Origin of the sequence: Mesorhizobium sp. M0626, assembly GCF_040320665.1 — a bacterium.
Classification (GTDB): Bacteria; Pseudomonadota; Alphaproteobacteria; order Rhizobiales; family Rhizobiaceae; genus Mesorhizobium.
Genome location: NZ_JAMYQD010000007.1, coordinates 155,149 through 181,807 on the forward strand (window position 1 = coordinate 155,149; position 26,659 = coordinate 181,807).

Annotated in this window: 26 protein-coding genes; 15 read left to right on the forward strand and 11 right to left on the reverse strand. The window is 64.1% G+C overall.

The window, feature by feature from the left end; genetic code table 11:
• Nucleotides 1-114 precede the first annotated feature (114 nt).
• The 9 genes from ehuA to doeB all read left to right on the forward strand — a co-directional run bounded on the left by ehuA (nucleotide 115) and on the right by doeB (nucleotide 8,564).
• The gene (gene ehuA / locus NKI37_RS10805; RefSeq protein WP_023682675.1) at nucleotides 115-900 is read left to right on the forward strand and encodes an ectoine/hydroxyectoine ABC transporter ATP-binding protein EhuA; all 786 of its coding nucleotides are present in this window, start codon (nucleotides 115-117) and stop codon (nucleotides 898-900) included.
• A gap of 63 nt (nucleotides 901-963) precedes the next feature.
• Nucleotides 964-1,815, forward strand: coding sequence for an ectoine/hydroxyectoine ABC transporter substrate-binding protein EhuB (gene ehuB, locus NKI37_RS10810; protein ID WP_023682674.1), 852 nt, complete (start codon nucleotides 964-966; stop codon nucleotides 1,813-1,815).
• Nucleotides 1,816-1,978: 163 nt separating this feature from the next.
• Nucleotides 1,979-2,638: an ectoine/hydroxyectoine ABC transporter permease subunit EhuC gene (gene ehuC, locus NKI37_RS10815; protein WP_023667875.1), complete on the forward strand. Its 660-nt coding sequence runs from the start codon at nucleotides 1,979-1,981 to the stop codon at nucleotides 2,636-2,638.
• A gap of 34 nt (nucleotides 2,639-2,672) precedes the next feature.
• Nucleotides 2,673-3,332, forward strand: a complete 660-nt coding sequence (ehuD, locus tag NKI37_RS10820; RefSeq protein WP_023686970.1) for an ectoine/hydroxyectoine ABC transporter permease subunit EhuD — start codon at nucleotides 2,673-2,675, stop codon at nucleotides 3,330-3,332.
• Between the two features lie 8 nt (nucleotides 3,333-3,340).
• Nucleotides 3,341-4,120, forward strand: a complete 780-nt coding sequence (eutA, locus tag NKI37_RS10825) for an ectoine utilization protein EutA (RefSeq protein WP_023747990.1) — start codon at nucleotides 3,341-3,343, stop codon at nucleotides 4,118-4,120.
• Between the two features lie 5 nt (nucleotides 4,121-4,125).
• The gene (gene eutB, locus NKI37_RS10830) at nucleotides 4,126-5,112 is read left to right on the forward strand and encodes a hydroxyectoine utilization dehydratase EutB (protein WP_352787613.1); all 987 of its coding nucleotides are present in this window, start codon (nucleotides 4,126-4,128) and stop codon (nucleotides 5,110-5,112) included.
• Between the two features lie 232 nt (nucleotides 5,113-5,344).
• Nucleotides 5,345-6,337, forward strand: a complete 993-nt coding sequence (locus tag NKI37_RS10835; protein WP_031214548.1) for a cyclodeaminase — start codon at nucleotides 5,345-5,347, stop codon at nucleotides 6,335-6,337.
• A 38-nt stretch (nucleotides 6,338-6,375) separates the two neighbouring features.
• Nucleotides 6,376-7,554, forward strand: coding sequence for an ectoine hydrolase DoeA (doeA, locus tag NKI37_RS10840; RefSeq protein ID WP_352625509.1), 1,179 nt, complete (start codon nucleotides 6,376-6,378; stop codon nucleotides 7,552-7,554).
• Nucleotides 7,555-7,559: 5 nt separating this feature from the next.
• On the forward strand, nucleotides 7,560-8,564 hold the full coding sequence (gene doeB / locus NKI37_RS10845) for a N(2)-acetyl-L-2,4-diaminobutanoate deacetylase DoeB (RefSeq protein ID WP_352787620.1): 1,005 nt from the start codon (nucleotides 7,560-7,562) through the stop codon (nucleotides 8,562-8,564).
• Nucleotides 8,565-8,589: 25 nt separating this feature from the next.
• Here doeB and NKI37_RS10850 read toward each other — a convergent pair whose 3' ends face one another.
• Nucleotides 8,590-10,086, reverse strand: a complete 1,497-nt coding sequence (locus NKI37_RS10850) for an aldehyde dehydrogenase family protein (RefSeq protein WP_352787623.1) — start codon at nucleotides 10,084-10,086, stop codon at nucleotides 8,590-8,592.
• A gap of 526 nt (nucleotides 10,087-10,612) precedes the next feature.
• On the reverse strand, nucleotides 10,613-12,130 hold the full coding sequence (locus NKI37_RS10855; RefSeq protein ID WP_352787626.1) for a winged helix-turn-helix domain-containing tetratricopeptide repeat protein: 1,518 nt from the start codon (nucleotides 12,128-12,130) through the stop codon (nucleotides 10,613-10,615).
• 252 nt (nucleotides 12,131-12,382) lie between these two features.
• Between NKI37_RS10855 and NKI37_RS10860 the strand changes: the two genes are divergently transcribed.
• Nucleotides 12,383-12,610 carry a DUF1127 domain-containing protein gene (locus NKI37_RS10860; RefSeq protein WP_023692229.1) on the forward strand — a complete coding sequence of 76 codons (228 nt, stop codon included), beginning with the start codon at nucleotides 12,383-12,385 and terminating at the stop codon, nucleotides 12,608-12,610.
• 102 nt (nucleotides 12,611-12,712) lie between these two features.
• Nucleotides 12,713-13,894 (forward strand): MFS transporter, encoded by a 1,182-nt coding sequence (locus tag NKI37_RS10865; RefSeq protein WP_352787628.1) that lies wholly within the window; start codon nucleotides 12,713-12,715, stop codon nucleotides 13,892-13,894.
• A 340-nt stretch (nucleotides 13,895-14,234) separates the two neighbouring features.
• On the opposite strand, the gene NKI37_RS10870 is transcribed toward NKI37_RS10865, so the two are convergent.
• The 4 genes from NKI37_RS10870 to NKI37_RS10885 all read right to left on the reverse strand — a co-directional run bounded on the left by NKI37_RS10870 (nucleotide 14,235) and on the right by NKI37_RS10885 (nucleotide 19,668).
• Nucleotides 14,235-14,399: a DUF3309 family protein gene (locus tag NKI37_RS10870; protein ID WP_023667887.1), complete on the reverse strand. Its 165-nt coding sequence runs from the start codon at nucleotides 14,397-14,399 to the stop codon at nucleotides 14,235-14,237.
• A 367-nt stretch (nucleotides 14,400-14,766) separates the two neighbouring features.
• Complete coding sequence (locus tag NKI37_RS10875; RefSeq protein ID WP_352787631.1) at nucleotides 14,767-16,653, reverse strand: ABC transporter ATP-binding protein; 1,887 nt, start codon at nucleotides 16,651-16,653, stop codon at nucleotides 14,767-14,769.
• Complete coding sequence (locus NKI37_RS10880) at nucleotides 16,653-18,485, reverse strand: ABC transporter ATP-binding protein (protein WP_245260393.1); 1,833 nt, start codon at nucleotides 18,483-18,485, stop codon at nucleotides 16,653-16,655. Before NKI37_RS10880 ends, NKI37_RS10875 begins: the two co-directional genes overlap by 1 nt.
• A gap of 268 nt (nucleotides 18,486-18,753) precedes the next feature.
• Nucleotides 18,754-19,668 (reverse strand): dihydrodipicolinate synthase family protein, encoded by a 915-nt coding sequence (locus NKI37_RS10885; protein WP_023738384.1) that lies wholly within the window; start codon nucleotides 19,666-19,668, stop codon nucleotides 18,754-18,756.
• Between the two features lie 281 nt (nucleotides 19,669-19,949).
• Between NKI37_RS10885 and NKI37_RS10890 the strand changes: the two genes are divergently transcribed.
• Nucleotides 19,950-20,882: a LysR family transcriptional regulator gene (locus NKI37_RS10890; protein ID WP_352545044.1), complete on the forward strand. Its 933-nt coding sequence runs from the start codon at nucleotides 19,950-19,952 to the stop codon at nucleotides 20,880-20,882.
• Here the strand turns inward: NKI37_RS10890 and NKI37_RS10895 are convergent.
• From NKI37_RS10895 to NKI37_RS10905, 3 genes are all read right to left on the reverse strand, one after another.
• The gene (locus tag NKI37_RS10895; protein ID WP_352787634.1) at nucleotides 20,833-21,564 is read right to left on the reverse strand and encodes an SDR family oxidoreductase; all 732 of its coding nucleotides are present in this window, start codon (nucleotides 21,562-21,564) and stop codon (nucleotides 20,833-20,835) included. The genes NKI37_RS10890 and NKI37_RS10895 overlap by 50 nt on opposite strands.
• Before the next feature lie 166 nt (nucleotides 21,565-21,730).
• The gene (locus NKI37_RS10900) at nucleotides 21,731-22,339 is read right to left on the reverse strand and encodes an NAD(P)-dependent oxidoreductase (protein ID WP_023738386.1); all 609 of its coding nucleotides are present in this window, start codon (nucleotides 22,337-22,339) and stop codon (nucleotides 21,731-21,733) included.
• 52 nt (nucleotides 22,340-22,391) lie between these two features.
• A complete protein-coding gene (locus NKI37_RS10905; protein WP_023823542.1) occupies nucleotides 22,392-23,030 on the reverse strand; it encodes a DsbA family protein in 639 nt (212 codons plus the stop codon).
• A 102-nt stretch (nucleotides 23,031-23,132) separates the two neighbouring features.
• Between NKI37_RS10905 and NKI37_RS10910 the strand changes: the two genes are divergently transcribed.
• The 3 genes from NKI37_RS10910 (at nucleotide 23,133) to frp (ending at nucleotide 24,827) form a co-directional block, all read left to right on the forward strand.
• Nucleotides 23,133-24,044 carry a LysR substrate-binding domain-containing protein gene (locus NKI37_RS10910; RefSeq protein ID WP_352787638.1) on the forward strand — a complete coding sequence of 304 codons (912 nt, stop codon included), beginning with the start codon at nucleotides 23,133-23,135 and terminating at the stop codon, nucleotides 24,042-24,044.
• Between the two features lie 96 nt (nucleotides 24,045-24,140).
• A complete protein-coding gene (locus tag NKI37_RS10915) occupies nucleotides 24,141-24,416 on the forward strand; it encodes a hypothetical protein (protein ID WP_023729215.1) in 276 nt (91 codons plus the stop codon).
• Nucleotides 24,417-24,491: 75 nt separating this feature from the next.
• A complete protein-coding gene (frp, locus tag NKI37_RS10920; protein WP_352787641.1) occupies nucleotides 24,492-24,827 on the forward strand; it encodes a fluorescence recovery protein in 336 nt (111 codons plus the stop codon).
• A gap of 78 nt (nucleotides 24,828-24,905) precedes the next feature.
• Here the strand turns inward: frp and NKI37_RS10925 are convergent, their stop codons facing one another.
• Together NKI37_RS10925 and NKI37_RS10930 are read right to left on the reverse strand one after the other, a co-directional pair.
• Nucleotides 24,906-25,934, reverse strand: a complete 1,029-nt coding sequence (locus NKI37_RS10925) for an ROK family protein (RefSeq protein ID WP_352794433.1) — start codon at nucleotides 25,932-25,934, stop codon at nucleotides 24,906-24,908.
• Nucleotides 25,934-26,659: a ribulose-phosphate 3-epimerase gene (locus tag NKI37_RS10930; protein ID WP_352787647.1), complete on the reverse strand. Its 726-nt coding sequence runs from the start codon at nucleotides 26,657-26,659 to the stop codon at nucleotides 25,934-25,936. The genes NKI37_RS10925 and NKI37_RS10930 overlap by 1 nt, the downstream gene beginning before the upstream one ends.

The window sequence follows — 26,659 nt, forward strand, 5'->3', positions numbered from 1 at the left end:
CTCTGGAATCATGCAGTGCCGGAAATATTGTCATGATTTTATTTTCCCAATTGACATGATTTGGCGCGTTCCGCATCGTTAAGGGCACAGGCTTCTCCAGCAGGGGAAATTCATTTGTCCTCACCCATCATCAAGGTCGACGCCATTTCGAAGAGCTTCGGCTCGTTCAAGGTACTGGACGGCCTGTCGATGCAGGTCATGCCCGGCGAGAAGCTGGCGCTGATCGGCCCGTCCGGCTCGGGCAAGACGACGATCCTGCGAATCCTGATGACGCTGGAGAAGATCGACGGCGGCCATATCCAGATCGATGGCGAGCAGCTCTATCACATGGAGCGCAACGGCCAGCTGCTGCCCGCCGACGAGCGGCACCTGACCAAGATGCGGCAGAAGATCGGCATGGTCTTCCAGCTGTTCAATCTGTTTCCGCACAAATGCGTCATGGATAACGTCACGCTGGCGCCGATGCTGACCAAGGGCACGCCTCGCGCCGCCGCTGAAAAGCGGGCCATGGAACTGCTCGACATGGTCGGCATGGCCGACAAGGCGAAGTCGATGCCGGCGCAGCTGTCCGGCGGCCAGAAGCAGCGCGTGGCGATTGCCCGTGCGCTGGCATTGTCGCCGAAGATCATGCTGTTCGACGAGGTGACGTCGGCCCTCGATCCGGAGCTGGTCGAGGAGGTGATGAATGTCATGCGCAAGCTCGCCGCAGAGACCGACATGACCATGCTGCTGGTCACCCACGAGATGGGCTTTGCCCACGACTTCGCCGACCGCGTGCTGTTCTTCGACCGCGGCAAGATCGTCGAAGAGGGCAAACCAGACGAGATTTTCCGCCATCCAAAGCAGGAGCGCACGCAAGGCTTCCTGAAGAAGATCATCGCAGCCGGACATCGTGTCTGACCGCTTTGCGGGGCGGAAGACCGCCCCAGACAAAACCAAGAAGACAACAAGGAGTTGGGAACAATGAAGAAACTTGGCATTCTGGCCGGCGTCGCCGGTCTCGCACTGACGGCGGTGCTCGCCGCGTCGAGCACCGGTTCGGCCGATGACAGCAAGCTCGAGCAATTGAAGGCGCAGGGCTTTGCCCGCGTCGCGATCGCCAACGAGCCGCCCTATACGGCGGTCGCCGCCGACGGCAAAGTTTCGGGTGCGGCGCCCGACGTGGCGCGCGAGGTCTTCAAGCGTCTCGGTGTTGCCGACATCGTCGCTTCGATCTCCGAATATGGCGCGATGATCCCCGGCCTGCAGGCCGGCCGCTTCGACGTCGTCACCGCCGGCCTGTTCATGAAGCCGGAGCGTTGCGCGGCGGTCGTCTATTCCGAGCCGGTGCTGTGCGACGCCGAGGCGATGTTGGTCAAGAAGGGCAATCCGAAGGGCTTCAAGAGCTACGAGGACGTCGCCAAGGACACGTCAGCCACCATCGGCGCGCCCGGTGGCGGCACCGAGGAGAAGCTGGCGCTCAACGCCGGCGTGCCGCGCGAGCGCGTCATCGTCGTGCCGGACGGCCAGAGCGGCCTGAAGATGCTGCAGGACGGTCGCATCGATGCCTATTCGCTTCCCGTCCTGTCGATCAACGACCTCGTCAAGAAAGCCAACGATCCGAACCTCGAAGTCATCGCCCCGGTGGTCGGCGCGCCGGTCTATTGCGACGGCGCCGCCTTCAAGAAAGGCGATGAGGCCCTGCGCGATGCCTTCGATGTCGAGCTCGCCAAGCTGAAGAAATCCGGCGAGTTCGCCAAGATCATCGAGCCCTACGGCTTCTCGGCGGCAGCAGCGATGTCGACCACGCGCGACAAACTCTGCGCGGCGAAATAGGGCCGTTTTGCCTTCTCCCCGTTCACGGGGAGAAGGTGGCCCGAAGGGCCGGATGATGGGCGGCGCCAGGTTCTGAGAATTTAGCGCTGCCCCTCATCTGTCTGCCGGCACCTTCTCCCCGTGTACGGGGAGAAGGAGCTAGAACCCAACCGTTGGAACCCGAATGACCCAGTGGTCCGGCTACCTCGGCCTGATATTGCAGGGAGCGCTTGTCACCATCGAGCTGACGCTGATGGGGTCGGTGCTCGCCCTGATCATGGCCTTCCTCGCCGGCATGGGCCGCGTGTCGCGCTTCTTTGCGCTGCGCTGGCTGGCCACCGCCTATATAGAATTCTTCCGCGGCACCTCGATCTTCGTGCAGCTGTTTTTTGCCTATTTCGTGTTGCCGTTGATCGGCCTCGAACTGACGCCGCTGCAGGCGGGTGTGCTGGCGCTGGGCCTCAATGTCGGCGCCTATGCGGCCGAGGTGGTACGCGGCGCCATCCAGTCGGTCGGCCGCGAACAATATGAGGCCTGCATCGCGCTCAACCTCGGCCGCTGGCAAGGCATGCGCCATGTCATCCTGCCGCAGGCGCTGCTGGTCATGCTGCCGACCTTCGGCAACAATGCCATCGAACTGCTCAAGGCGACCTCCGTGGTGTCGCTGATCTCGCTCGCCGATCTCACCTTTCAGGCGCAGGTCGTGCGCTCGCAGACCGGCAACACGCTGGCGCCGTTCACCACCATCCTGATCATCTATTTCGCCCTGGCGCTGATCATCTCCTGGGGCGTGCGTTCTCTGGAACGCCGCATGGCGCGCGGCCTCGACGGGGTGCGCGTCTGATGGCCAATGCCCTTCTGATAAATTGGGCCTCCTGATGGATTGGGATTGGAACTTCGTCTGGGAGATCCTGCCGACGCTGATCCAGGGCGTGAAGATCACCATCCTGGCAACGCTGCTCGGCTCCGTGCTGGCCGCTATCGTGGGTCTGGGCATCGCGCTGGCGCGACGCTCGCCCAACAAGGTCCTGTCGCGCACCGTCGGCTGGGCGGCCGAATTCATCCGCGGCACGCCACTTCTGGTGCAGCTCTATTTCATCTTCTACGTGCTGCCGGATTTCGGCATCCTGTTGCCGCCGCTGGTCGCCGGCGTCATCGGGCTCGGCTTGCACTACGGCACCTACACGGCGGAAGTCTATCGCGCCGGTATCGACAACGTGCCGCGCGGCCAGTGGGAGGCGGCCAAGGCCTGCAATCTGAGCGCCACGCAGACCTGGACCAACATCATCATTCCGCAAGCGATCCCACCGATGATCCCGGCTTTGGCCAACTATTTCATCGCCATGTTCAAGGAGACGCCGCTGCTGTCGGCGATCACCGTGCTGGAGCTGATGAACCAGGCCAAGAGCGTCGCCAACACCTATTATCGCTACATCGAGCCGATCACGCTGGTCGGCGCCTTCTTCCTCGTCATCAGCCTCTTCTCGGTCGTGCTGCTGCGCTGGCTGGAACATCGCTACGGCAAGATCGAAAGGTAATTCTCAAGATGAAACCGCTGCCCAAAATCAGGCTGACGCCGACAATGCCGGCGCTCGACGCGCGTCCGCTGGAAAAGCGCGTCGGCCTGATCATCCTTGCCACCGACCACACCAGCGAGCCGGACTTTCGCCGCATGGTGGCGAGCGAGCGGGTCGGCGTCTATGTCGCGCGCATTCCCTACAAGAATCCAACTACGCCGGAGAATTTGCGCAAGATGCAGCCGGAGCTTGCGGCGGGCGCGGCGCTGATCCTGCCCGACGAAAACCTCGACGCGATCTGCTACTCCTGCACCTCGGCCTCGGTGGTGATTGGCGACGCTGAAATCGAGGCCGCAATCCAGTCTGCCAAGCCGGGTGTTCCTGTGGTCACGCCGCCGATGGCCGGCCTGCGCGGGCTGCAGGTGCTGGGCGCGAAAAAGATCAGCATCCTCACCCCCTACACCGTCCAAACCTCCAGGCCGATGGCGGCTTACTTCGCCGCACGTGGCTTCGATATCCTCAGCTTCACCTGTCTCGGTTTCGAGGACGATCGCGAGATGGCGCGCATTGCGCCGGCAGCGATCGTCGACCTGGCTCGTGAGGCGACGCATGCGCAGGCCGATGCACTGTTCGTGTCCTGCACCGCATTGCGCGGAGCGCTCGCGGTTCCCGGCATGGAACAGGCGATCGACCGCCCGGTCGTCACCAGCAATCAGGCCAGCGCCTGGAATTGTTTGCGGTTGTGTGGCGACGGGACGTCGCATCCCGAATTTGGCCGTCTGATGACGCTGCCTTTGCCGCGCGATTGACGATCATGACGACAGTCACCCTTAACGATATTCGTGCCGCCCGGGAGCGAGTTGCCGGCAAAATCGAACGCACGCCGACAGGGTTATCTCACAGCCTTTCCGAACGACTGGGCATCCCCGTCCACCTCAAGCTTGAACACCGCCAGACCACCGGCAGCTTCAAGCTGCGCGGCGCCTCGAATGCCGTTGCTTCGCTGAGCGCCGAGGAGAAGGCGCGCGGCGTGGTCGCGGCGTCGACCGGCAATCATGGCCGTGCGCTGGCCCATGCTGCGAAGCTCGAAGGCATGCGTGCGGTGATCTGCATGTCGCGACTGGTGCCGGGCAACAAGCTCGACGAAATCCGTCGGCTTGGCGCGGATGTCCGCATCATCGGCAACAGTCAGGACGAGGCGCAGCAGGAGGTCGAGCGGCTGGTGGCGCAAGAGGGGCTGGTGATGTTGCCGCCCTTCGACCATCCCGCCATCGTCGCCGGGCAAGGCACGCTCGGACTGGAGATGATCGAGCAGGTCCCGGATGCCGCTCTCGTCCTGGTGCAGCTCTCCGGTGGTGGACTCGCCTCGGGCATCGCCGCCGCCGTCAAGGGCGTCAGCCCCGGGACAAAAATCATCGGCGTTTCGATGGCGCGCGGCGCGGCGATGAAGGCCAGCCTCGATGCCGGCCGTCCGGTCGAGGTCGAGGAGTTGCCGACACTGGCGGATTCGCTCGGCGGCGGCATCGGTCTCGACAACCGGCTGACCTTCGCCATGTGCCGCGATCTGCTCGACGACGTCATCCTGCTCAGCGAGGACGAGATCGCCGCCGGCATCCGCCATGCCTATGAACAAGAGCGCGAGATCGTCGAAGGCGCCAGTGCGGTCGGCATCGCTGCGCTACTCGCCGGCAAGGTCAGGGCGACCGGGCCGGTGGTCGTTCTTCTCTCGGGCCGCAATATCGACATGAACACGCATCGCAAGATCGTCTGCGGTGACGCAATCGCGGAGCGCGCGGCATGAAAACTCTCCCACGCCGAATTCCCGCCCACCCCCCTCTGTCCTGCCGGACATCTCCCCCGCAAGGGGGGAGATCGGCAGCTTCGATGCGGTCGCTATTCTTGCTGCGCTGGAGATTGGCGAAGGCAGGAGTGCAGTCCAATCTCCCCCCTTGCGGGGGAGATGGCCGGCAGGCCAGAGGGGGGTGCGACGGAACACTATCCTTCGTGGTGCGCGCTAGTATGGAGCGCGACACATGAGCCGGATGACGATCCTCACCGAGAAGGAACTGCGCACAATCGTGCCGCTCGATCTCGACGCGGCCGCCTGCGTCGAAAACGCTTTCCGCGCGCTCGCCACATTGCCGGTGGCGATGCCGCCGATCCTGCGGTTGGACATTCACGAGCAGCGCGGCGAGGTCGATGTGAAGTCGGCCTATGTGCCTGGAATAGACGGTTTCGCCGTTAAGATAAGCTCCGGCTTCTTCGACAATCCGAAGCTCGGTCTGCCCAGCGGGGGCGGCATGATGGTGTTGCTCTCGGCAAGAACCGGTGTGGTCGAGGCGCTGCTGCTGGACAATGGCTATCTCACAGATGTCCGCACCGCTGCTGCCGGCGCCGTCGCGGCGAAGCATCTGTCGCGGCCGGATTCGTCCGTCGCCGCAATCTTCGGCGCCGGCGTGCAAGCCGGGCTGCAACTCGAAGCGCTCATGTTGGTGCGGCCGATCGCCGAGGCACGTATCTGGGCGCGCGATGCGGTCAAGGCGGAGACGGCCGCAGGCGCGCTGCGCGAAAAGCTCGGCATTCTCGTGCGCGCCGAGCCGGATGCAGCCAAAGCAACCATCGGCGCCGACATCATCGTCACCACCACGCCCTCGACCGAGCCGCTGATCAAGGCCGGCTTTGTCGTTGCCGGGCAGCACATCACCGCCATGGGCTCGGATGCCGAACACAAGAACGAGATCGCGCCGGCGATCCTGCGCATGGCCGATCTCTATGTCGCCGACAGCGCCAAGCAGACACGGCGTCTGGGAGAACTGCATCACGCCATCGCATCGGGCGTGATGGGAGCCGATGCCGCGGTCACCGAACTCGGCCAGATCATCGCCGGCGAACGGCACGGAAGGCGCTCACCCAGCGACATCACCATCGCCGACCTCACCGGCACCGGCGTGCAGGATACGGCGATCGCCACGCTCGCTCGCAACCGGGCGCGGGCGGCAAATGCCGGAACCATTTTTGAAAGCTGATGCTGGCCGCAAGGCCCAACAAACGAGGACCAAGAACAATGCAACCGAACCTGAAATTCTCGCGCGCCGAATTTGCGGATCGCCTCGCCAAGACGCGGAAAGCCATGGAGGGGAAAGGCGTCGATCTGCTTGTCATCAGCGACCCCTCCAACATGGCCTGGCTGACCGGCTATGATGGCTGGTCGTTCTATGTGCACCAAGCAGTGATTGTGCCCCCATCGGGCGAGCCGGTCTGGTACGGCCGCGGCCAGGATGCCAATGGCGCCAAGCGCACCGCCTATCTCGCGCATGACAACATCGTCGGCTATGCCGACCACTACGTGCAGTCGACCGAGCGCCACCCGATGGATTTTTTGGCCAGCGTGCTTAGTGATCGCGGCTGGGGCAAGCTGACCATCGGCGTCGAGATGGACAATTACTGGTTCTCGGCTGCCGCCTTCGCCGCGTTGCAGAAGCACCTGCCCAACGCCCGCTTCGTCGACGCGACAGCGCTGGTCAATTGGCAGCGCGCGGTGAAGAGCCCGACTGAAATCGACTATATGCGCAAGGCGGCTCGTATCGTCGAAGCCATGCACCAGCGCATCGTCGACAAGATCCAGGTCGGCATGCGCAAATGCGATCTGGTCGCCGAGATCTACGATGCCGGCACGCGCGGCGTCGACGGCATCGGCGGCGACTATCCGGCGATCGTGCCGCTGCTGCCGTCGGGCGCCGACGCCTCGGCGCCGCATCTCACCTGGGACGACCAGCCGATGAAGTCGGGCGAGGGCACCTTCTTCGAGATCGCCGGCTGCTACAACCGCTACCATTGCCCGCTGTCGCGCACCGTCTTTCTCGGCAAGCCGACACAGGAATTCCTGGATGCCGAGAAGGCGACACTGGAAGGCATGGAGGCGGGGCTGGCGGCGGCAAAGCCCGGCAATGCCTGTGAGGACATCGCCAACGCCTTTTTCGCCGTGTTGAAGAAATATGGCATCGTCAAGGACAACCGCACCGGCTATTCCATCGGTCTCTCCTATCCGCCGGATTGGGGCGAACGCACCATGAGCCTGCGCCCCGGCGACCGCACCGAACTCAAGCCTGGCATGACCTTCCATTTCATGACCGGTCTCTGGCTGGAGACCATGGGACTGGAAATCACCGAATCCATCCTGATCACCGAAACCGGTGTAGAGTGCCTCGCCAATGTACCGCGCAAACTGGTGGTGAAGAATTGAGCCCGATGCCTAGCCTTCGCCCATCCCCGATCGCCCCGACCGTCGATTTCGACAAGGACGGCGTGCAACATGGTTTCCTGCGCCTGCCCTACAGCCGCAACGACTCGGCGTGGGGCTCGGTGATGATCCCGATCTGCGTCATCCGCAACGGCAAGGGGCCGACTGCCCTGCTCACCGGCGGCAATCATGGCGACGAGTATGAGGGGCCGCTGGCGCTCTACGATCTCGCCCGCACGCTCGATCCCAAACAGGTCAGCGGCACGGTGATCATCGTGCCGGCGATGAACTATCCGGCCTTTCGCGCCGGCACCCGGACATCGCCGATCGACAAGGGCAATATGAACCGCAGCTTTCCCGGCCGTCCCGACGGCACGGTGACGGAAAAGATCGCCGACTATTTCCAGCGCGAATTGCTGCCCCGCGCCGACCTCGTCTTCGACTTCCACTCCGGTGGCAAGACACTGGATTTCGTGCCCTTCTGTGCCGCCCACACGGTGCCCGACAAGGTGCTGGAGCAGAAAGCCTTCGATGCGGTCGCGGCGTTCTCTGCCCCGTTCTCGATGCGCATGATCGAGATCGACTCCGTCGGCATGTACGACACGGCGGCGGAGGAAATGGGCAAGGTCTTCGTCAGCACCGAGCTTGGCGGCGGCGGCACCTCGCGCGCACAGACGGTGCGGATTGCGCGGCGCGGCATCAGCAATGTGCTGCGTCATGCCGGCATTGTCGCCGGTGCAGTAGAGAAGAGCCCGACGCAGTGGCTCGACATGCCGTCGGGCGATTGCTTCTCCTTCGCCGAGGACGACGGCATGATCGAAACCATGGTCGATCTCGGCGAGCCTGTGAAAGAAGGCTCGGTGCTGGCGCGCATCCATTCCACCGGCCGCACCGGCATCGCTCCGCAGGAAATCCGGGCAAAAATGTCCGGCATTCTGGCGGCGCGGCATTTCCCCGGCCTGGTCAAAGCCGGTGACTGCGCCGCCGTCCTGGCCGTTTTGGTTTCATCGTGATTTCGCAGAGTACGCCGCGCGAATATCAGTCGGTCTGGATCCAGACCGACTTGGTCTCCAGATACTCGTGCAGATGCTCGATGCCGCCCTCGCGGCCATAACCCGACATCTTCATGCCGCCGAACGGCACCGCCGGGTCGATGGCATGGTACATGTTGACCCAGACCGAGCCGGCCTTGACCCGCCGCGCAAGCTTGTGCGCGGTGCCCAGATGCGTGGTGAAGATGCCGGCGGCCAGGCCATAGGGCGTCGCATTGGCACGCGCCACCGCTTCGTCGAGCGTGTCGAAGGGCATCGCCGAAATGACCGGGCCGAAAATCTCCTCGCGCGCGATGGTCATCTGGTCCGACACGGCGCCGAAGACCGTCGGCGCAATGAAGTTGCCGCCATCGTAGAGCTCGCCGGTCAGCCGCGAGCCACCGGCGACCAGTTCGGCGCCTTCGTCGCTGCCGGCCCTGATATAGCCCTCCACCTTGCCTGCCTGCCTGGCATTGATGAGCGGTCCGATTTCCGTCTCTGCCTCGATGCCATGGCCGATCCGCAGTCTGCCGGCGAAATCGGCGAGCCGGCGGACGAACTCGTCATGGATTTCGCGCGCCACGAACAGCCGCGAGCCGGCAATGCAGATCTGGCCCGAATGCACGAACACCGCCATCGCCGCGATCGGAACAGCCTTGTCGATGTCGGCGTCGCGGCAGACGATGATCGGCGACTTGCCGCCGAGCTCCAGTGAAACGCGTTTGAGGTTGGCCACGGCTGTCCGCGCGATGGCCTGGCCGGTCAGCGTCGATCCGGTGAAAACGATCTTGTTGACGTCTGGATGTTCGGCGAGCCGCGCACCGGCTTCGGCCCCGGTGCCGGTGACGACGTTGACGACGCCGTCGGGCACGCCGGCTTCCTGCATCAGTTGCGCGATCAGCAGCGGCGTCAGCGACGCATCCTCGGACGGTTTCAGCACGATGGTGCAGCCTGTCGCCAGCGCCGGCGCGATCTTCCAGATCGAGGCGGCGGTCGGCGCGTTCCAGGGAATGATCGCACCAACGACGCCCACCGGCTCGCGCCGGGTGAAGGTGACGATCTCGCCGGGAATCGAATTGTCGATCGTCTCGCCATGCAGCGCGGTGGCCATGCCGGCATAGAAGCGCAGCATGCCGATGACGCGGCGCCGGTTGGCGAGCGTGCGCGTGATCGGCAGTCCCATATCGAGCGTGTCGGAAACGCTGAGCTCTTCCCAATGCGTCTCGAACAGATCGGCGATCCTGAGCAGCACGCACTGCCGCTCGTAGGGCGAGAATTTGGACCATGGGCCTTCGAAGGCCGCGCGCGCGGCGGCCACCGCCGAGTCGATATCGGCAGCCCCGCCGCGCGGCACTGTCGCCAGCACCTCGCCTGTTGCCGGATTGAGTGCCTGCATGCCCTGGCCGGACCGCGCCGCGACCCACTTGCCGCCAATGAACATCGGTCGGAATTCGCCATGGTACAACGCCGTGGCCTTCGCCTTCGGGTCGAAGTTCAGCGTCATCTTTTCCTCCTCGCAATTCCGTGGCGACTATTACTCCCGCCGCCGGCCTCAAACAAGGAAAGCTAAAGGGCGCTCAGATAATCAGGTTGCGCGGACTGCCCGATCACGCCAGCCGCTAGAGCGTGATCCAGAAAGTGGGAAACGGTTTTCGGAAAAGATCATGCTTCGACAAACGGCATCTAGAAAATCATCCGGCATCTAGAAAAATCATCGCGAGTTGTCGGAGCGCGTCGAAAGCTCAACGAGGCAAGCCGATCATTGCCCACGGCGACCGCGATGCCGGCATTGCAGACGAGAGCGCAACAGGTAGTCGCCCGCCGCCACTCAGCGCTCACCCGCGGCCGGATCGATCGTTGGCCGTTCCAGCCGGCTTCACCGTGACAGAGGTTTCGCGCGCCGCTTCGCTGCAATCGCTGTTGGATGACTGCTCGCGGAAGCAAGATCGGTCAGCGGCCTCGCGACTTGCAAACACTGGCAGATTGAGCCGCAACCGACGGTGCCTGCATCGATCGAGCACGCCGGTCCGTCACTCCGGAAGTCCGGCCTTTCGGAAGCCATCGACGAAATGGTCGAGCGTGGCAGTGTCGCGGAACGGCTCCGTCTCGACCCAGTGGCGGGTGGTGAAATGTGGGTTCGCGACAAGGAACAGGTCGACCTCGGCGCGCGCCTCATCGATCCGGCCGAGTTGCGCAAGGCTTGCCGCAAGGAAACGGCGCGAGCTTGTCCGATACGTCTCGTCCCGGCGCGTCGTCCCGACGGCGGCTTCATAGTCGCGCGCCGCATATTGCGCCTGGCCGAGCGTCAGGTAGTACCAGCTTGCCGGAAACGGGTTCAGCCGGAACGCCTTGCCGATATAGTCGAGGCCGTCCTCGACGCGCCCGGCCAGGACCGCGATGTCGGACAATGTCGCCCAGGCATCGGCCTCGTTCGGGTCGAGTTCGAACGCCTTGGCAAATCCCACATCCGCTTCGTCGAATCTGCGCTCATAGGCAAGCAGGTTAGCAAGCACCCAGTGGCAGCCGGCATCGTTGGGATCGATCGCCACAGCCTTGCGCGCCAGTTCCAGGGCAAGGCCGCGGGCAGGCTCAATGGGCTCTCCCCAATGCACCCATCCCATCCAGTGGTTCATGGCAAGCCAGCGATAGGCTTCGGCATAGTCCGGATCGAGCGCAAGCGCGCGCGTCAGCAACAGATGCGCTTCGCGCGCCGTCTCCGGCGAGACGTCGATCAGGTTGCGGGCTCGCACGCACAGATCGTAGGCCTCGAGATTTCGGGGCCGGTTGCGCGGCAGCGGCGCGCGCAGCCGGCCAAGCAGCGCCTCGACGATCTTGGCCGTCACCTCGTCCTGAACGGCAAAAATATCTTCCAGGCCGCGATCGAAGCGGTCTGCCCACAAATGCTCGCCGCTCAGCGCGTCGACCAGCTGGGCGTTGATGCGCACGCGCCCGGCGGCGCGTCTGGCGCTGCCCTCCAAGAGATAGCGCACGCCAAGTTCCCTGGCGACCTCGCGCACATCCACCGCCTTGCCCTTGTAGGCAAAGGTCGAGTTGCGCGCGATGACGAACAGGCCGCCAATCCTCGACAGGTCGGTGATCAGGTCTTCGGTCAACCCGTCGGCGAAGGCTTCCTGCTCGGGGTCGTTGCTGAAATTGGCAAAGGGCAGCACGGCTATCGACGGTTTGGCGGGCAGCGGCAAAGCCTGTCGCTTCTCGTCGCCGAGCTGTTCGATGGCGCCGGCGAAGCGATAGCCGACGCGCGGAACGGTCGATATCCATTCTCCGCCGTTCGTGGCCGGACCAAGCAGCTTGCGCAATTGCGCAATCTGGACGGTGAGGTTGCCTTCCTCAACGGCGGTGCCTGGCCATGCCGCATCCATCAACTCGGCCTTGGCCACGATCTCGCCGGGCCGGGCGACGAGCGCCGCCAGCAGCTGCAGTCCGCGGTGGCCGGCGGCTACGGGAACTTGGTCCCGAAGGAGCGTTCCCGCACCCGGATCAAGCACGAACGGACCAAAGGCAAAGCGCGATCCCTGCATAACGCGCATCTATAGAGCAATTCCAGGAAAGGTGTGAAGGCGGTTTTCCCACGGGAAAGCGCGGAGCGCTTCACGGACGTATGGCGTCAAAACAAAGAGTTGAGCGCCTCGTCGTTTCCATGAAACGGCGAGGTGCTCTAGCCAGTTTGGAACTTTTGAGAACTATTTGGCTGCGCTTAATTACGGCGCCGTCCGCATGCGGCAGAATTCAACCTCTTTCAAGCCGAGGGCTGTCGCTCCTCAAACCGAATGGAGGTTGCCATGAACGATACCCTTGCTTCTGCTCGTGCAGCCTTGCCGGAAAAGGCGGTGTCATCGGGCAGGCGTCCGACGGGCCCGCGGGGCATGATCGCGGCCTGGCGCGAGCGGATACGCTTTCGCTGGGACCTCAAGCAGATGGCGGAGGCCAATCCGCACCTGATCGACGATATCGGTCTGACCAGACGCCAGGTCGAGGCCGAAATCGTCAAACGCTTCTGGCAAGTGTGAGCTGATGTCGCGGATAAGACCCGCCCGCCTGTTTGGGCGTACCGCGGCGTTTTGCCGGCATTTGCACTTGCCGGAACGTGCCGATCCTGCTTCGAAGCCGGCATGAGCGCCGAAGACGCGACGTCACCGCCAGAGAACCGCATCGCATGGGTCGCGATGGCCGGCATCATCGCGACCGTTACGGTGTTCGCCGTAGCACAGGGGCTGACCTATCCGCTGCTCAGCTTCATCCTGGAACGGCAAGGGACGACACCGGGCCTTATCGGCCTCTCGGCCGCGATGACGCCTCTGGGTTTCATTATATCGTCGCTCTTCACGCCGGCGCTGGTCCGGCGGGTGGGCGCGGCGCGCTTTGCGGTTGTGTGTTCGATCCTGGCAGCAACCGTCCTGATCGCGATTGCCTGGACGCAGGATGTATGGGCCTGGATGCCGTTGCGCTTCCTGCTCGGCTTCTTTGCCAATCCGCTTTACGTGATCAGTGAAACCTGGCTGGTCTCGATCACACCCGCCGCACGCCGAGGCCGCATCATGGGCCTATACTCCTCCATCGTTTCCGCCGGCTTTGGCCTCGGCCCGCTGTCGCTAGGCTTGGTCGGCACGCAAGGATGGCCACCCTTCATCATCGGCAGCGCGGCCTTCCTTGTCTGCGGCCTGATCGTGCTTGCCGTCGCGCCACGCCTGCCCGACATGCCGCGTGAGGGCGAAGCGGTGTCGGTCGGCGGCTTCTTCGCCCGGGCGCCGCTGCTCTTGTTTGCAGTCTTCACGGCTGCCGTCTTCGAGCAAGTCCTGCTTTCGCTGTTCGCCGTCTATGGTGCCGCGCTCGGCAGCACTGAGCAGCGCATCGCTTCGCTCATCACCTGTTTCATCGCCGGCAATGCCGTGCTGCAGGTCGTGCTTGGGCGCGCCGCCGAACGGTTTGGCTCGAAGCCGATGATGCTGTTCTGTGTCCTGGCTTGCCTGGCCGGTTGTTGGCTGTTGCCGTTGCTCTTCGCTACGTGGCTTATCTGGCCGCTCTTCTTCGTCTGGGGCGGGGTCTCGTTCGGGATCTACACGCTGTCGCTGATCCAGCTCGGCGAGCGTTTCACCGGTCAAGCCTTGATCGCCGGCAATGCCGCCTTCGCGTTCGTATGGGGCGTAGGCGGCATCGTCGGCTCCCCGGTGGCCGGGCTGGCGATGCAACTGACCGGACATCAGGGACTGCCATCGTCGCTTGGCATTCTGTGCTGCGTGCTGGTGGTGTTTCTGCTGGCGGAACTACGGCGGGTTGACCGCGTTCAGGCGTAAGGCGTGCCTGCCATTGCGGCCTTCGGGCCGATGCTGCCCTTGTCGACAAGAGCGAGAAAGGCCGAACCCGCCTCGTCGCCGTCCTGGGTTCCTCGAAGCGTCCGATCCGCCTCGATGAACGCCACGGCCGCCAGGCGGGTGTCGGGGTCTGCAGCTTACGCCCGCCGCCTTCGGATCGTGCCACCATTAGGATATCCCAGCTCGTCGCGTTCGCTCTCGCTCGCACCGACGCCGGCCCAGTGTTTCCGGACCAGCAATGTCTTCAGCTGCCATGTCTTCAAACCTCAATGTCAGGCGAAAACGCGGCCGCCGTAGAACTCGGCGGCCGCCAATGGCGACGCTATATTCGCCCGAGAACAACCAGAATGATCACGATGATCAGCACCAGCCCGAGGCCACCGCCGCCATAGTAACCAGTGCCGTAGAAGGGGCCGCCGCCGAGGCCGCTGAAGCCGCCGAGCAACGCGATGATCAGGATGATAATAAGAATGGTACCCAGGCCCATATGCCGTCTCCTTCGCTGCCGCGCCGTTCACGGCGCGGCTCGAAGAACTAAACTCCCAGCAAGCCTTCCTGTTCCCCGGCGATTTTCATCCGACGGCTAAGGAACGAAAGCCATCATCACGGCGTTTGCTGAGGTTCAGGCGCAAGCTGGGCGGGCCATCGCGCGCGCTGGGCGGCGCGTAGAATTCAGAATTTACGCGGGATCGCCCTTAAGGCGGCCGGCGGCTCGTCCACCCGAACGCGCCGGCAGGCGTGACGCCGGGCTTACGCTGGAAGGCGAGCTGAAACGTGTCGACATCTGAAGCCGAATTGGTCGACGACGAGTTTTGGCCCCGCACTATTTCCAGTCGAGCCGAACCGGCAGCAGCTCACGTCGCCTTGCCGGCCAGCGCGCCTATGTCTTCCTCGGCAATATCGTCGAACGATGCGTAGTTCATGTTGTAGAGCCTGGCATAGAGGCCCTTGAGCGCCATCAGCTGCTCGTGGTTGCCGCTTTCGACGATCTCGCCGTTCTGTAGAACGATGATGCGATCGGCGCCGCGTATGGTCGCCAGCCGGTGCGCGATGACCAGCCCGGTGCGGCCTTCCAGAAGCGTGACCAGTGCCTTCTGGATCAGCATCTCGGTGTAGGAATCGATGCTCGCCGTGGCCTCGTCGAGCACCAGGATTTTTGCGTCGGCGACCAGCGCCCGGGCGAAACTGATCAGCTGGCGCTGGCCGAGGGACAGATTGCCGCCGCGCTGTTCGAGCTCGGTGTCGTAGCCATCGGGCAAATGCTTGATGAAGTCGTGCGCGCCGACGGCCTGCGCGGCGCGCACAACCTCTTCGCGGGTAGCCGATGTCTTGTGGTAGCGGATGTTCTCCAGCACCGTGCCGGAAAAAAGGAATGGCTCCTGCAGCACCATCGCCACCTGGTCGCCGAGCGAATCCTGCGTCACATCGCGCACATCGTGGCCGCCGACCCGCACCTCGCCCGACCAGACATCATAGAAGCGGTGCACCAGCGCCATGCAGCTCGACTTGCCCGAACCGGTCGGACCGACAAGCGCAACCGTCTCGCCGGGATTGACGCGGAAGGACATGTTTTTCAGCACCGGCTGGTTCTGCCGGTAGCCGAAGGTGACGTTCCTGAACTCGACCGAACCGTCCATGTCGCGCGTCAGCGCCACCGCGCCTTGTTTGTCGCTAACGTCGACCGGCACGTCCAGCACTTCGGAGATGCGTTGGCCCGACGCCATGGCGCGCTGCATGACACTGTACTGCATGGTGAGCGAGCGGATCGGGTCGAAGAAGCGCTGGATGTAGAACAGGAACGCCACCATGACGCCGATGTCGAGGCTGTGCGACAGCACCATCGAACCGCCGACGACGATGACCGTCGCCATCGCAATGCCGGTCAGCGTGTCGACGATCGGCACCATCACCTGCGCATATTTGGCCGAGGTCAGGTGAGCCCTGAGATTGGCCAGCACCTTCTCGTCATAGAGGTCGAAATTGACGTGCTGGCGTTCGAGACTCTGCACAGTGCGCACGCCATGGATGCCTTCCGCCAGCGCGCCATTGGCGATCGAGTTGGTCTCATGCGCGGCCATGAAGGCGACCTTGGCGCGCGGCAGCCAGAACAGGCGCACGATGAACAACGCCGGCATGGTCGATAGCGTCAGCAGACCGAGCCGGAAATCGAGCCACAAAAGCACGCTGACGATGCCGAACAGAAGCACGATGTCGCCCACCGACATCACCGACGTCTCAAGGAATTCCTGCATCGAATTGACGTCGCCCTGCAGGCGCGACATCAGCCGGCCCACCTCGGTCTTGTCCATGAAGCTCAGCGACACACGCTGCAGATGGCTGAACATGGCGCGGCGCAAATCCGACAGCACATTCTCGGCCACCTTGCCGACGACGCTTTCCTGGATATAGCTGGCGGCATAGTTGATCAGGATGATCAGGGCGAAGGCACCGATGGCCCAGTTCATGACGGAGCTGTCGGCCTTGCCCGCCGCCATGCCGTGGTCGATGGCGTAACGGATGACCAGCGGGATCGCCAATTGCGTCAGAGTGAACACCAAAACGGCGGCGACCGAGATGAAGATCCGGCCCTGATACGGTCTCACGAAGCTCCAGATGCGGCGCACGATGCGCGGATCGTAGACCTTGCCGAAGACCTCTTCCTCGTCGCGGTGCGAACCGACGACGGCCCTTGTGGGCCGCCGGCTGGTGTCTTCCTTCTGGTCGTCGTTCTGTGTCGACATCATGCGGCTCCCACCGCCACCGGCAAATCGTCGTCCGGCCGCAGCTGCAGGTCGTAAAGCGCGCGGTAGCGTCCACCCAGCGCCAACAATTCCTGGTGCGTGCCGCGCTCGGAGATGCGGCCATTCTCGACGAACAGGATCTGGTCGGCATGCATCAGCGAGCTCAGCCGGTGCGAGATGATCAGCGTCACGCGGTCCTTGGCGAAGCGCTTCATCGCGGTGCGGATTCGCTGCTCGGTGCCGGCGTCGACAGCCGCGGTGGAATCGTCGAAGACCAGCACCGAAGGCCGCAGCATCAGGGTGCGGGCGATGGTCAGGCGCTGCCGCTGGCCGCCGGAAAGCGATGAGCCGCGCTCGCCCACGACCGTGGTGTAGCCGGCCGGAAGCCCGATGATGTAATTGTGCAACTGGGCGTATTCAGCCGCCTGCCCGATGCGGGTCTCGCGCGCCCAGGGATTTCCATAGGCGATGTTGTTTTCGATCGAGGTGGTGAACAGGAAGGCGTCCTGCTGCACGACGCCGACCGCCTTGCGCAACGATTGCAGCGTGACCTCGCGTATATCCTGCCCGTCGATGGTGATCGCGCCTGACGTCACATCGTAGAAGCGCGGGATCAGATGCGCGATGGTCGACTTGCCGCTGCCAGGCGGGCCGACAATGCCGACGGTCTCGCCGGACCTGGCCTCGAAGGAAATGCCCGACAGCGCCGGCCGGCCGCCGGCGCCCGCGTAGCGGAAGCCGACATTGTCGAAGCGCAGCAAGCCTTCGGTGACCACGAGATCCTTGGCATCAGGCGCATCCTCGATGTCAAGTTCGGCGTCAAGCAGTTCGAACAGCCTTGTGCCGCAGGTCGAGGCGCGGGCGAACGAGTTGACCATCAGCCCGAGCTGGCGCACCGGCATCTGCAGGATGGTCATGAAGGTGAGGAACTGCGCCAGCGTGCCTACGCTGATCTGGCCCGCGATCACCTTCTGGCCACCGAACCACAGCACCAGGCCCATGGCCGCCAGGAAGGAAAAATTCATGGCGCTGGTGTTAGAGACGCGGATGTCGACGCGCTGGTCGGCAAGCTCCAGCGCCGACTTCTTGGCGCGGTCGAATTTTTCCAGCTCATGCCGCTGCGCCGCAAAGGCGCGCACGACGCGGATTCCGCCGAGGTTCTCGTCCATCACCCGGCTCAGCACTGACAGCCGCTCCTGCAGCGTCAGCCAGGTGCTGCGCAGCCTGAGCTGTGTGACCGAGGAGCGCCAGGCGACGAACGGCACGAAACTCAGACTGAGCAGCCCGAGCTCGAGATCGGTGCTGATCAGGAGATAGGAGCCGACGCCGATCAGCACGCCGAGCAGCACCACGCGCAATATGCCGGTGGAAAAGAACATGCGCACGCCGTCGAGGTCGAGCAGGCCAAGCGTAATCAGGTCGCCGGTATGCACCCGGTCATGGAAGGAGAAGCTCAGCCGCTGGATCTTCTCGTAGAAGGCCAGGCGCAGCTCATAGCCGGTGCGGTGGCCAACGGCCTCGCCATAATAATTCTGCGCCATGGTGAAGAGGCCGCGCAGAATGCTGACGACGAGCAAGGTGATCGCCGTCGTCCACAGCGCCTGCTCAGCCGCCGCGCCGCCGCCTCCAGCCATCACGCCTTGCGCCTGGTCGATGGCGTGGCCGAGCAGGCGCGGGATGAACAGCTGCAGCGTCGCGGCAATGAAGGTCGAGGCGATGGTGATCGCAACTTGCCAAGGATGGCGCAGCGTCATGCGCACGATGCGCAGCAGCGTGCTGAGGCCCTTGCCCCAGGACGCCTCCGCCACATGGGCAAACGATTTGCCGCGCATCGCTGCGCCGCGGGTTGCATCCATTGCCAAGGAAAATACCCAATCCGATCCGGACATTAGCCCAGACGAATGAAAACAGACTCAGTTTCAGATACCGCGATGGTACGCCTCGATTTTGACCGTTCAAGGGCCAATGGCGGTATCGCACTGTGCCTGAAAGGGGCTGATCGTCCGCGACCGCTTAAGCCCGTGTCGGCGTTAGAGGCGGCAGGCTCGTCACTTTAGGCCGATTGAAAAGATGCGAGCATGTGGGTTGCGCCAACCGCCATCATGCGTGACCTCGGCCAATGTGATCGGCTGCGGGACCGAGCGCAGTGAGCAGCGCCTTGCCGCTTTCCAGCGTCGCATTCTCATGCGGCGCGCGCAGGTTGAGCCAGCGTTTGTCGCCGGAGCGCACCGCCAGCACGGCCTTCATTGCCGGGATCAGGCCTGCATCCTGGATCACCTTGCGGAACGCCCTGATCGCGGCGTCCGCTTCCGTGACGTCTTGGCCAGCGATCGTCGCGTCGTAGAGGGCGCGGATGGCCGCAGCGTTGAGATTGACGGTCGCGGAGATACAGCCCGCAGCACCACTGGCGAGCCCCTTGGTCAGTTGCGCCTCCGAGCTGGGGAACACCGCGACGTCGGGTGCGGCGGCAATCACCGCCGCCGTGTTGTTCCAGTCGCCGGCGCTATCCTTGTAGGCGACGACCGTCTCTGGAAACGCCGCGCTCAACCGGGCGGTCAGGGCAGGGCTTACCGGCACGCCGGAGTTCTGCGGGATGTGGTAGAGGATCATCTTCAGCGCCGGGTTGGCCACCCTTTCGATCAGCTCGCTGTAGTAGCGCGCCTGGCCATCGTCCCCGGCGGCCGTGTAGAAGAACGATGGCAGCACCATCACGGCGGCGCAGCCGAGGCCGACCGCGTGCTTCGACAGTTCGACGGTTTCGGGCAGTGCGGTGACGCCGGTGCCGGGCATCATGCGCCCCGGCGAAATGCCTGATGCAACCAGCCATTCCAGCGCCTGCATGCGCTCGTCGAGCGAGAGCGACAGCGCCTCGCCCGTGGTGCCGAACGGCGACAGGAAATGCGCGCCCTGGCCCAGCGCCCATTTGGCGTGTGAGATCCAAAGGTCACGGGCAATGCGGCCATCGTTCTCGAACGGCGTCAGGATCGGGGCGATGGTTCCTTGCGGGCGGGGCATGTCGGTCCTTCCATCGGTGCTGGAAATCAGCTTGGCATAGAGCATACGTACGATGCGATCTGCCAGAGGCGATCTCTTGGGCCACCGCGCCGGCCGTGGGAAAACTTGCGGGTCATTGCCGCGAAATTCTGGCCCTTCGGTCTGCCGCAACCAGATGACGCCGGCGTCAATGGGTTGCAAATGGACCGGGGTTGCAAATGGACCGGGGTTGCAAATGGAACAGGGTTGCAAATGGACCAGCCAAGCCCGAAATGTCGAACAGAGACAGATCCGGAAACGGCATGCACCCACGATTGCTCAAGACCTTCCTCGCCGTGGCGCGGCACCGCAACATCACCCGCGCAGCGCGGGAGGTTCATCTGGCGCAGTCGAGCGTCAGCGACCAGATCCAGTCGCTGGAAAGCGAACTTGGTGTCGTCCTCTTCATCCGCTCGCGCCACGGCCTCGACCTGACAACGGCCGGCGACGCGCTGAAACCCTATGCGGAAGAGATTCTGCAACTGGCGGAGGAGGCGCGTATTGCCGTCGAGGCAACGACGGGAATGACCGCCGGAACGGTTACGGTCGGCGCGCTGGAGACGATTGCGACCGTCAGACTTCCGCAATGGCTGGCGGCCTTTCGAGGCGACCACCCGGAGATCGGTCTGCGGCTGAAAATCGCCGGCAGCGATGCCCTGCTGCGGCAGCTCGAAGAGAGCGAGATCGACGTCGCCTTCTGTTTCGACAAGGGCGGTCTGGACGAACGTCTGGCCCGGCGCACGATATCGGCCGAGCCGCTGGTCCTTGTCGCATCAGCTGAGCATGCGGCCGCATCGCGACAGAACGACCTAACCGCGCTCGCCGCGATGAGTTTCGTGGTGACGGAAACCGGATGCGTCTACCGGCATCTGTTCGACACTGCCTTTGCCGAGATTGCAGCGCCAGAACTTGCCGCCGAAGTCGGCAGCATCGGCGCCATTGGGGGCCTGGTGGCGACTGGTGTCGGCGTGAGCCTGGTGCCGCGGCTGGCCGTTGCCGACGCGCTCGATCGCGGCGAGATCGTCGAATTGCCATGGCCGGGTCCGGCCCGCACGGCGTCGCTGGTCATGATCTGGCGCCGCCGGCGCGTCCAGCCGCCGGCGCTGAAACTGCTGCTGGCGGCCGCGGCCAGGAATTTCGCTGCGCTCAGATCAGCCGGTGACCGCCCTCGACATGCAGAACCGTCCCTGTCGTAAAACCGTTGCCCATCAGAAAGGCGATGGCATCGGCAATGTCGTCCGGCTGTCCGACGCGGCCGACCGGCAGGCGCCTGGCCATTGCATCGAGCGTCTCGTGCTTCTTGTCGCCGGCCACAAAACTCCAGATCGGCGTGTCGACCCAGCCCGGCGAGACGGCGTTGAGACGGACCGGCGCCAGCTCGACCGCCAGCGCCCGCACCAACCCTTCCAGCGCAGCGTTGACGGCGGCAACGACCGAGCCGCGCGCCGCCGGCCGGTAGGCGGCAATGCCTGAGGTGAAGGTGATGGAGCCGTTGGCCGAAAGCTGCGGCGCGCCATGCTTGGCGAGCAGCAGCGGCCCGTAGAATTTGCTTTCGACGACCCGCTGCGCCGCCTTCAGGTCGACTGAAGGCAATAGCTCATAGGCGCCTTCGATGTCGGCGGCGGTGCTGACGATATGGTCGAGCCGGCCAATTCGCTTGAACAGGTCAGCGACCTGATCCTCCCTGGCGATATCGGCCGCGACGGCGCTCAAAGCGGAAGGGTTCTGCAGCGCCTCGCCGGCACGCTTGAGCCTGGCTTCACTGCGGCCGACGATGATGACTTCGGCGCCTGAGACCAGGCACCGCCTTGCCAACGCCAGCCCCATTCCGGAGCTGCCGCCAACGATAGCGATTTTCGATTTTGCGATGTCTGCCATGTTTCCGTTCCTGTCCTGAACCGCTCCGGGCGAGAGTTCGCAGACCGGCGGCAGGAGTGGAAACGGAAGAAAGCGATAGTGCCATCGGAGGCTCCGATGGCACTATCGTCGATAGGAACCGGCGCCGGCCACTCCGTCGAGTGGCCCGCCTGTCAATGAAGTGCGCTCAGTAGCCGACGGTAAAGCGCTGCTTGATATGCGCCGGCTTTTCGATCTCGTCGGCCATGACGATGGCATAGTCCTCGAAGGAAATGCTGCTGCCTTTGTCTGACGTCAGCAGCGTGTCCTTGCCGATGCGGTATTTGCCGGTGCGCTCGCCGGCGACGAACAGCGCCGAAGGCGACAGCAAGGTCCAGTCGAGATCGTCGACCGTCCGCAGCGTGTCGAGGAAGTCGGCGCCCTTCTGCGCCTCGGCCTTGTAGATATCAGGGAAGGTCGGCGTGTCGACCAGGCGCTTGCCGGGCGCAACCTCAAGGCTGCCGGCGCCGCCGACGACGAGGTAGCGTTTGACGCCGGAAGCACGCACGGCTGCGATGAGCGTATCGGGATCGCTGTCGAGGAAATGCACCGAGGAGATCACCGCGTCATGACCCTTGATCAGGGCGGCAAGGCCATCCTTGTCGAAGACGTCGCCCTTCTTGGCAATCACGCCCGGAAGTGCCGCGATCTTGTCTGGATGCCGGGCAATGGCGGTGATGCTGTGACCGCGATCGGAGAGTTCCTTGAGCAGGCGCGAGCCGACCTGGCCGGACGCGCCGATAAGTGCGATTTTCATGGGGATTTTCCTTTCGTCTGGGGAGAATTTCGTCTGGGGAGAGTTTCTGGGACTACGCCGCCTCGATGTGAGCGACGAGATTGTCGTAGCTGCCGAACAGCGCGTTGGCGCCGATCAGGCGCGGCGCCGTTTGGCCGATCACCGCGAGCGCGGGAACGCCATTGGCATGCAGCCGCTGGAACAATGCCCGCCCGCGGCTGACCAGGTCGTCATGCTTCGCCAGAAACGCCTGCGTCGGCGCTTTCAAAAGCTTTGCCGCGTCGCTCATGCCGGCGTCGGCCAGTACCGCGGCGACGCCGTCAACCGTCACAATATCGCGGCCGTCGACGTAGCGGGCATGCTGGATCGCCTTCAGCGCCGCAAATCGCTGGCGCCAGTCGTCCAGTCCGGCGGCGTTGATGCCCATGGTGGCAGCGGAAGAATCGAGCAAGGTGCCGCTGACATTGAGCACATTGTCGAGATAGGCCTGACTGAAGCGCTGTCCGCTCAGCCGCGCGATGCGCTGGTCATTGTCCCAGGCATGGGCGGCAAAACCTGCATCCAGCGGCCGCGCGCCCGCACCGGAGAAAAGCCCCACCGGCAACAGATCGAGTGCGGCCCCGCCGGCGGCCAGTCGATCCAGCATCGGCGTGGCGCCATAGCACCAACCGCAGAGCGGGTCGAAAAGATAGGTTAGGGTTGCATTGGTCATGGCGGCCTCATTCTGTTGCCCGATAGATGACAGCTGGACCGCTTGCGAAAAATAGCGATCAATCATACAAACTGTCTGATAAAATCAGACAATGAGCGGCCTGTGACCGAACTCCTCAATCTCAACCGGCTCGTCTACTTCGCCACCGTGGTGGAGACCGGCTCGTTCACGGCCGCTGCCGACCGTCTCGATGTTGCCAAGGCTGTGGTCAGCCATCAGGTCGGCAAGCTCGAAGAAGAGCTTGGCGCTACGCTGTTGCGGCGCACGACCCGGCGCGTGACGGCGACCGAAGAGGGTCGTCTGTTCTATGACCGGGCCGCGATCATCCTGCGCGAGGCGGAGGCAGCCTATGGCGACATTTCGCAGCGAGCGGCGCAGCCGACGGGGACGCTGCGGCTGACGGCGCCGCTCGATTATGGCGAGAAGGTGGTGGCGCCGACCATCGCCGCCTACATCAGAAAATACCCGAAAATGCGGGTCGAGACGATCTTCGACGATGCGGTCAGCAACCTGGTCGACGAGCAGATCGATCTTGGCATCCGCGTCGGCTGGCTTGCCGATTCCAGCAATCTGGCGCGGCGGCTGGGCAGCCTGCAGCAATTCGTCGTCGCCAGCCCGGAACTGGCCGCCAGGCTGCCTGGGGAAGCCAGCCCCAGGCAGGCGAAGTCGCTGCCCTGGGTCGGCAACGCCCAGTTGCGCGGGGTCGGCCAATGGCTGTTCTCGAGGGGCACGGAAACGGTGCTGGCCGAACTCAACCCCGTCGTCAGCTGCGACAAGACACCAGGCGTGCTGTCCTGCGTGCTGGCCGGCATCGGCCTCGGCATCTTTCCGGATTACAGCGTCGCCGACGACATTGCGCGCGGCCGGCTGGTGCGGGTGTTCGCGGACTGGACCTTGCCGTCCGGTGGCATCCATGCCGTCTTCCCGCCGGCGCGCTTCAGGCCGGCCAAGGTGCGCGCTTTCGTCGACCTCCTGGTTGCAGCCGAACGGCGGCGCGCGCGCAGTGCGGGCTGATTTCGGCACCGGCCGGCAATGCCGGCGAGGGAACCTTTGTTCGGCAGGCGCTTTTGGATATGCTGCGATTCCGAACCGTCAGAAGGGGTACTGCCGATGACCACCAAGATCTTTGCGACCTGCATGCTCGCTCTCGCTGTCGGCTGCAGCCTGTCCACAGCGGCTGTCGCCAAAGACAAGCATCGCCATCGTCAGCCAGAACCCGAACGCTACGTCCCCGCCCATCGCGACCTCATCTACGCCCTGTTCGGCGGCCCGCGCTACTATGACAAAATGCTGATCACCACGGCGGCCGGCCCGTGCTCTTACGACCGGGTCGGGCCGGACGCGAATGCGCTGAACAAGGTCAACGATCACCATTGCGGAAAGTAGATTGGTCCCAAAGGCGGGGTCCTGCGTCCCAGGGTTACCGGATGACGGCCGCCGCGAACACGATAGAGACAGTCGATGACCGCTGATGAGAAATGGTCTCCGTCCGAAAAGAAAGTCGCCCGCACTGCCTATGACGCAGCGCTGAAGGTGGCGCTCGACAAGACGTTGGCTGAACTCAAGAGCAGGGCCCACGTTGCGGCAACGCCTTCCGAAATGTGGGATGTCGAAGACTTTCTGCGGCAGCAGCGACGGAAGATCGACCAGATGTTCGACTATCGCTATTCACAGCTAATACAGGTCTTCGCCAATCTCATCCGGCAAGGCTATCTCGAGGAGAGTCTCCTTGTTGGCTTGTCGGAAGACAAGCGGCAAACGATCCGAAAATACGCCAGCTGGAATCGCGAAGGGTAGGGGTCCTCTTCGGGGACCTTGGCGCTGCATTCAAAACTGGACCATTCACCATCTTCGCGCGCGCCGCGCAGCTCGAGTTCAGCCATGGCGTGCCTCCGTGGCATCGGGGGTCGCGCCTCTGTCCTTGTCGTCCTGCGCCATCGCCAGCGGCGCACCCGGTTCGCCTTCCCACAGGATCAGGCTCGCGGCGCCGATCAGCCCGGCGCGGTCGCCGAGTTCAGCCTGCACGACCGGCACGTCGCGATAGGCCGGCATCGCTCGCTGCTGGATGACCGCTCTGATCGACGGTGCCAGAAGGTCGAACCCGTTGGAAAGGCCGCCACCCATGACAATCAGATCGGGCGAATAGAGATGCAAGAGATTGGTGAAGCCGATGCCCAGCCATTTTGCTTCCGCCTCGATCAGGTCGAGAGCGTTGGCGTCGCCGGCCTTGGCAGCCTCTACGACATGCCTGGCCGAGACGTCACCGTCATTTGACAGCCGTCGTAAGAGCGAGCCGTCGCCCGGCGCGGTCAGTCGCGTGGCGCGGCGGCCGAGCGCGGTTCCGGAGGCAACGGCCTCGAAGCAGCCGATGGCGCCGCAAAAGCAGCGGTCGCCTTCACCGGTGATGGTCATGTGGCCGATCTCAGCCGCCAGTCCGCGCCTGCCGTGATAGATGTGGCCATCGGCGACGACGCCGCCGCCAATGCCGGTCGATACGGTCACGAACACCAGCGATCCGCTGCCGCGTCCGGCGCCAAAACGCCATTCGCCGAGCGCCGCCGCATTGGCGTCGTTTTCCAGCCGCACCGGCAGGCCGAAATGCTGCCCCAGAATGTCGATCAGCGGCACGTCGTGCCAGCCGGCCAGCGTCGGCGGCGCGATCACGATGCCCGCCTTGGGGTCGAGCGGTCCCGGCGCGCCGACGCCGATGCCGGCGACGTTTGCCTGCGGGTGTTCCCTAAGCAGCGTGCCTGCCAGAGCGACGATCTGGCCGATCACCGCCTCGGATCCCGCACCGGCAAGCGTCGGCGCTGAAGCATGAGCGACGATGCGGCCATCGCTTTCGACCAGCGCACCGCGCAGCGCCGTGCCGCCGAGATCGAAGGCCAGCGCAAGCTTGGTCATCAGGCGGCGACCTCCAGCCCGTGCAGCCAGGCCATGCGCCGGGCAAGGTCGGGATCGCCGAAGGCCAGCGAGCCCAGCACCACGGTCTCCGCACCTGCGGCGCGCAGTAAGGGCACGGTCTCGTGGCGGATGCCGCCATCGGCGGCGAGCACGATGTCGGCCTCGCGGCCGGCTTTGCGCATCAGCACGCGCGCCTCGATCAGGCGCGGACACGCCTGCTCCGACAGGCTTTGGCCCTTGACGCCGATGGAAGTGCCGAGCAGCGTCACGAACGCCACTTCCGGCAGGAAGGGCGTGACGGCCGCGACCGGTGTTTCCAGCCGCAGCACCACGCCGGCCTCGGCCCCGAGTTCACGCGCCAGCCGCACGGCCCGCAGACCGGTCTCGCCGTTTTCGGCATGCACGCTGATCAGGTCGGCGCCGGCCTCGATGAACTGGCGCGTCTGTTCCTCGACGATCTCGGCTTCGACCATCAAATGGACATGGATAGGCTTCGCGGTGAGCTTGGCGATGCGCGCCACCAGGTCCGGGAAGAACAGAAAGCCAGGGGTGAATCGGGCGTCGGCGACGTCGATATGATGAACATCGACATGGGTCTCGATGCGCTTCAAATCGCGCTCCATATTGGCGAGGTCGGCCGACCACAGCGAAAACTCGCCGATAAGCCGGTTGCGCGGCAGAGCGGCAATTGCGGCGGGGCCGGACAGGGACTTGTTCGTCGTCAT

Coding starts and splice junctions, on each gene's coding strand:
- ehuB (WP_023682674.1), top strand. CDS start 964: ATGAAGAAACTTGGCATTCTGGCCGGCGTCGCCGGTCTCGCACTGACG.
- ehuC (WP_023667875.1), top strand. CDS start 1,979: ATGACCCAGTGGTCCGGCTACCTCGGCCTGATATTGCAGGGAGCGCTT.
- ehuD (WP_023686970.1), top strand. CDS start 2,673: ATGGATTGGGATTGGAACTTCGTCTGGGAGATCCTGCCGACGCTGATC.
- eutA (WP_023747990.1), top strand. CDS start 3,341: ATGAAACCGCTGCCCAAAATCAGGCTGACGCCGACAATGCCGGCGCTC.
- eutB (WP_352787613.1), top strand. CDS start 4,126: ATGACGACAGTCACCCTTAACGATATTCGTGCCGCCCGGGAGCGAGTT.
- NKI37_RS10835 (WP_031214548.1), top strand. CDS start 5,345: ATGAGCCGGATGACGATCCTCACCGAGAAGGAACTGCGCACAATCGTG.
- doeA (WP_352625509.1), top strand. CDS start 6,376: ATGCAACCGAACCTGAAATTCTCGCGCGCCGAATTTGCGGATCGCCTC.
- doeB (WP_352787620.1), top strand. CDS start 7,560: ATGCCTAGCCTTCGCCCATCCCCGATCGCCCCGACCGTCGATTTCGAC.
- NKI37_RS10850 (WP_352787623.1), bottom strand. CDS start 10,086: ATGACGCTGAACTTCGACCCGAAGGCGAAGGCCACGGCGTTGTACCAT.
- NKI37_RS10855 (WP_352787626.1), bottom strand. CDS start 12,130: ATGCGCGTTATGCAGGGATCGCGCTTTGCCTTTGGTCCGTTCGTGCTT.
- NKI37_RS10860 (WP_023692229.1), top strand. CDS start 12,383: ATGAACGATACCCTTGCTTCTGCTCGTGCAGCCTTGCCGGAAAAGGCG.
- NKI37_RS10865 (WP_352787628.1), top strand. CDS start 12,713: ATGAGCGCCGAAGACGCGACGTCACCGCCAGAGAACCGCATCGCATGG.
- NKI37_RS10870 (WP_023667887.1), bottom strand. CDS start 14,399: ATGGGCCTGGGTACCATTCTTATTATCATCCTGATCATCGCGTTGCTC.
- NKI37_RS10875 (WP_352787631.1), bottom strand. CDS start 16,653: ATGTCGACACAGAACGACGACCAGAAGGAAGACACCAGCCGGCGGCCC.
- NKI37_RS10880 (WP_245260393.1), bottom strand. CDS start 18,485: ATGCGCGGCAAATCGTTTGCCCATGTGGCGGAGGCGTCCTGGGGCAAG.
- NKI37_RS10885 (WP_023738384.1), bottom strand. CDS start 19,668: ATGCCCCGCCCGCAAGGAACCATCGCCCCGATCCTGACGCCGTTCGAG.
- NKI37_RS10890 (WP_352545044.1), top strand. CDS start 19,950: ATGCACCCACGATTGCTCAAGACCTTCCTCGCCGTGGCGCGGCACCGC.
- NKI37_RS10895 (WP_352787634.1), bottom strand. CDS start 21,564: ATGGCAGACATCGCAAAATCGAAAATCGCTATCGTTGGCGGCAGCTCC.
- NKI37_RS10900 (WP_023738386.1), bottom strand. CDS start 22,339: ATGAAAATCGCACTTATCGGCGCGTCCGGCCAGGTCGGCTCGCGCCTG.
- NKI37_RS10905 (WP_023823542.1), bottom strand. CDS start 23,030: ATGACCAATGCAACCCTAACCTATCTTTTCGACCCGCTCTGCGGTTGG.
- NKI37_RS10915 (WP_023729215.1), top strand. CDS start 24,141: ATGACCACCAAGATCTTTGCGACCTGCATGCTCGCTCTCGCTGTCGGC.
- frp (WP_352787641.1), top strand. CDS start 24,492: ATGACCGCTGATGAGAAATGGTCTCCGTCCGAAAAGAAAGTCGCCCGC.
- NKI37_RS10925 (WP_352794433.1), bottom strand. CDS start 25,934: ATGACCAAGCTTGCGCTGGCCTTCGATCTCGGCGGCACGGCGCTGCGC.
- NKI37_RS10930 (WP_352787647.1), bottom strand. CDS start 26,659: ATGACGACGAACAAGTCCCTGTCCGGCCCCGCCGCAATTGCCGCTCTG.